Genomic DNA, 3,894 nt, shown 5'->3' with positions numbered 1-3,894 from the left:
TACACAGCTTACTTCATTGAGAAAGTCTAATTCTTCTTGCTTTTTCCAATCGGTCAACATTGAAGAAGTTTGAGCGTAGCCTACTCTTTCTTGCTTTTCGTACCAAGCTTGTGTTCGTTCGTGGAGAGCTTTGTTGTAAACTAATCTTACACAGCCCAAAGTGCGCCGCAATAGCGACTCTTGTTCGGGTGTTGGGTAAAATCGGTAAGAATAGGCTTTTTCCATGTCTCACATTTTAGCATATATCGTGTAAATGCGCTAGTATTTAACAGTAAAGCCAACCTAGAACGGCGGGGTTTCAGACGCAAATTTTCGATGAAGTTATACAACAATATAGGTGAGTTTGTCCGGGCGATCGATAAAGAATCTTAATATATTTTTCAGGCCCGATCAAGTCATGTCAGGGGTGATGTGAGCTAGGGGCGGTTTTATCGGTTAGCAAGGGGTATTTTCCCTTGCTATTGCCGATTTTAGCCTTTAATTTGACAGGGACGGGTAACTGCTCACCCTAGCTTTAAATTTCGCCGCGAATTTCTTCGACGATGCCATCTCTAAGGACGAGTTCCACATTCATTTTGGCCACTAAGTTATCGCCTTTTTCGACGCGGAAAAAGCTTTCTAGTTGTGCTTGGGCGACTTCTTGATTGAGTTCCAAGAGTTGTACCTGTTGCAGTTGTTGCAGATACTGGTTTTTTTGTTCGAGAAACTCACTTTTCTGTTGATTGACTTGGATTTGAATATTATCAATCTGTTGGGCAGCCGCGGGGGGTAAGGGGATCAGACTCTGACGCTGAATTTCGGCGATCGCTCTTTGTCCTTGGGTTTCTAATTGTTGAATTTGTGCGTCAATTTGAGCCATTTGTGCTTGTAATTGCTGTTGTGCTTCTTCTTTCCAGCGCGGAGTCACGATGACTTTAATTGTCACTGGGCGCTTAAGTAATAAACTGGTTTGTGCGTCATCCATGATTTGCTTATCCTAAAAAGGCTTTTTTGTCAAGGGGTTAGGGAATATTTGCCAGAAATATTTACTTGGCAAACATCTCGTTAATCATATCGCGATAGCGTTGCGTTACTACCGGTCGTTTAATCTTTAAAGTTTGGGTCATCATGCCGTTTTCTAGGGAAAAAGGCTCTAAAATTAACTCAAAGGTTTTAATCTGGTCATCGGTACGATAACCGGGCCGATTTCTTACCTCGCGCTTTAATTCTTGTTGGTAGAGAGCTAAGACTTTTTTGCTGTAGAGATCGCTAGAAAGAATCGTGGAGCGATCGCTGTGAGCATCGGGTAAATTTAAGGATAGTTTCTGTTCTTGGGCCCAATTGGCCAGTATATCAAGATTAGGCACAATCAAAGCCCCCAAAGCTTTTTGATCCTGTCCCACTAGCATGATTTGGGAGATAAAGGGACTGCGTAAACAAGCATCTTCAATCGGTTGCGGTTCGATATTTTCACCATTGCTCAAAACAATTGTATCTTTGGCCCGTCCGGTTAAAACTAAATCCCCGGCAGCGGTTAACCAACCAATATCACCGCTATCAAACCAACCATCGGGAGAAATCGCTTTTTCGGTTGCTTCGGGTTTTTTATAGTATCCCTGCATCACCTGCGGACCGCGAATCAAGACTAAACCGTGTTTTTCTGTCGGTAAGACTTCTTTGCTGTGTAAATCGACAATACAGATTTCTGTCTGAAAAACGGGACGACCGGCAGACCCGCGCAGGTTATGATCGATACGACGGACGGTAGCGACTGGAGAAGTTTCTGTCAGTCCATAACCAACTAAAATCGGGATTCCCGCAATCTCATAGAAAGTATCTAGATGTCTAGCTAAGGAACCACCGCCACTAACCAAGATTTTAACTTTATTTCCCACTGCTTGGCGAATTTTGCCATAAACTAGCTTATCACCGATGGCATGGAGGGGATAGAGTAAGAGGGATTGAATTCTTGCTTTTAGTCTTTCTCCGGGGGAAGCGTGAAGATGATCTAGACTGAGATTATCGGCGATACGTTTAGCAATAACGTACTTTTCCGACTTTTCTAGCAAAAATCGCACTAATTTCTGTTTTGTGGCCGATTGTTCGCTAAATTGTTTTTGGATACCCTCGTAAAGAGATTCCCAAAGACGGGGAACTCCCACCATTAATTGGGGACTAAATTGCTTTAAATCCTGCTTAAAAGTGCGAATACTGGTGTAAATCTGGGTGCAACCTTGAGCTAGACTGAAATACTCACAACTGCGCTCGTAGGAATGCCATGAAGGTAGTATACTTAAAACTCGATCGCCGGGATCCGGTTGAAAGATAGCGTTTAAGTTGCGTACCTGATGCAGGAGATTACCGTGACTTAACATCACCCCTTTTGGTTGTCCCGTCGTTCCCGATGTGTAGATGAGGGTAGCCAGATCATTTTCGCTCTTGGTGATGGGTTTAAGGGTGTTCTCAGCCCCGATCGCCATTAGTTGCTTGAAATTTAAGGTCTGCACGGAAATCGCCCCAGTAGCGGGGTCTTCGTCGGTGAGCAGCACGATTAATTTTAGGGGCAATTCAGGGATTTTCGCCAGCAATTTGCCTAAAGTTTTGTTATTTTCGACAATCAGCGTCTGACTGTCACTATCAGCGAGAATATAGGCTAATTCCTCTGCATCTGCTTGAGCAGATCGTACCGCGTTGGCGGCCCCGGCTGCCATGGAACCTTGGTCGGCAATAAACCACCGGGGACTATTATCGGCAAATAAAGCGACATTTTCGGTTTCTGTGACTCCTAATGCTTGCAAAGCGGCGGCAAATTGCTGAATTTGTTGATAAAGTTCCCGATAGGTGATAATTACTTCCGGTTTACTGTGGGGATCGTGCAGGGCGATAATATTGGGGAAACGCTGGGCAACTATTGACCAAACTTCGGGTAAAGATTGAATATTTGAATAGTCAATTAGGGTTGTCATAGCAGTAGTTATAGAGAGTTACAAGGGTAATAGCATATAGATTAACCATTCTAGGCTCTTTTTGCTGGTTCTCCTAGACAGTATTTCAACAGGTATCTAGTCCTGCAAAGTTAATTTCCTAATCGAGACTGGGAGAGGGGAGACTTTTCAGTTATCGGTGAACAGTGAACAGTAATCAGGGAATGTACTGTTACTTAATACTGCTTACTGATTACGGAAAAGACTAACGGCTTAGATGTATAATTAATTTTGCTTAGGTAAGTGGTTCTAATTAAGTAGAAGATAGATTTTGCCTCTGATCCCCCCCATCCCTAGTAGGGTTGATTCATGAATCAACCCTACTATAAATCAACCCTACTATAAATCAACCCTACTATAAATCAACCCTACTATGAATCAACCCTACCCCTTAATAAGGGGGGTGCCGACAATTTTTAACACCTACCTGCTTAGGTACTTAATAAAGTTGTGATTAGGAGAAAAAACGATGATTGCTTTATCTAACTATAATAATCTCACTCCAGAAGAATATCTTCAGTTTGAAGAAACCAGTCTCATTAAACATGAATATATCGATGGACAAGTTTACTCCATGGCAGGAACGACGGATACTCATAATATTGTTGCGGGGAATATATACACAATTATTCGTAATCATTTGCGGGGTTCCGATTGTCGGGTTTATTTTGCCGATTTGAAAGTCAGATTAGAGAAACGCAATCACTTTTATTATCCTGATATTATTATCACCTGCGATGACAGAGATAGAGAAACCGCTACCTACAAAAGTTTTCCTAAATTGATTGTTGAAGTTCTCTCCGATTCCACAGAAGCTTTTGACAGGGGGGATAAATTTAATGATTATCAAACTCTAGAAAGTTTAGAGGAATATGTCTTAGTGAATAGTAAACACCAACGAGTGGAAACTTTTCGACGGGGTGAACAGGGT

Annotated in this window: 4 protein-coding genes; 1 reads left to right on the top strand and 3 read right to left on the bottom strand. The window is 42.4% G+C overall.

The annotated features are described in order from the left end of the window. From IM450_RS04145 to IM450_RS04135, 3 genes are all read right to left on the bottom strand, one after another. A partial coding sequence (locus tag IM450_RS04145) for a helix-turn-helix domain-containing protein (RefSeq protein ID WP_287666247.1) occupies positions 1 to 225 on the bottom strand: 225 nt, incomplete at its 3' end. Between the two features lie 289 nt (positions 226 to 514). Beyond that, positions 515 to 964, bottom strand: coding sequence for a YlqD family protein (locus tag IM450_RS04140; protein ID WP_002756613.1), 450 nt, complete (start codon positions 962 to 964; stop codon positions 515 to 517). Positions 965 to 1,025: 61 nt separating this feature from the next. Then, the gene (locus tag IM450_RS04135) at positions 1,026 to 2,945 is read right to left on the bottom strand and encodes a long-chain fatty acid--CoA ligase (RefSeq protein WP_287668466.1); all 1,920 of its coding nucleotides are present in this window, start codon (positions 2,943 to 2,945) and stop codon (positions 1,026 to 1,028) included. Positions 2,946 to 3,432: 487 nt separating this feature from the next. On the opposite strand from IM450_RS04135, the gene IM450_RS04130 reads away from it, so the two are divergent. Continuing rightward, a partial coding sequence (locus IM450_RS04130) for a Uma2 family endonuclease (RefSeq protein ID WP_287668464.1) occupies positions 3,433 to 3,894 on the top strand: 462 nt, incomplete at its 3' end.

The sequence above is a fragment of the Microcystis sp. M083S1 genome (assembly GCF_020246405.1).
Lineage (GTDB): Bacteria > Cyanobacteriota > Cyanobacteriia > Cyanobacteriales > Microcystaceae > Microcystis > Microcystis aeruginosa_C.
This window is presented reverse-complemented; position numbering and strand designations above follow the sequence as displayed.

What these genes read in the sequence shown, in the direction of transcription:
- IM450_RS04140 (WP_002756613.1), bottom strand. Translation starts at nt 964, where the DNA reads ATGGATGACGCACAAACCAGTTTATTACTTAAGCGCCCAGTGACAATT.
- IM450_RS04135 (WP_287668466.1), bottom strand. Translation starts at nt 2,945, where the DNA reads ATGACAACCCTAATTGACTATTCAAATATTCAATCTTTACCCGAAGTT.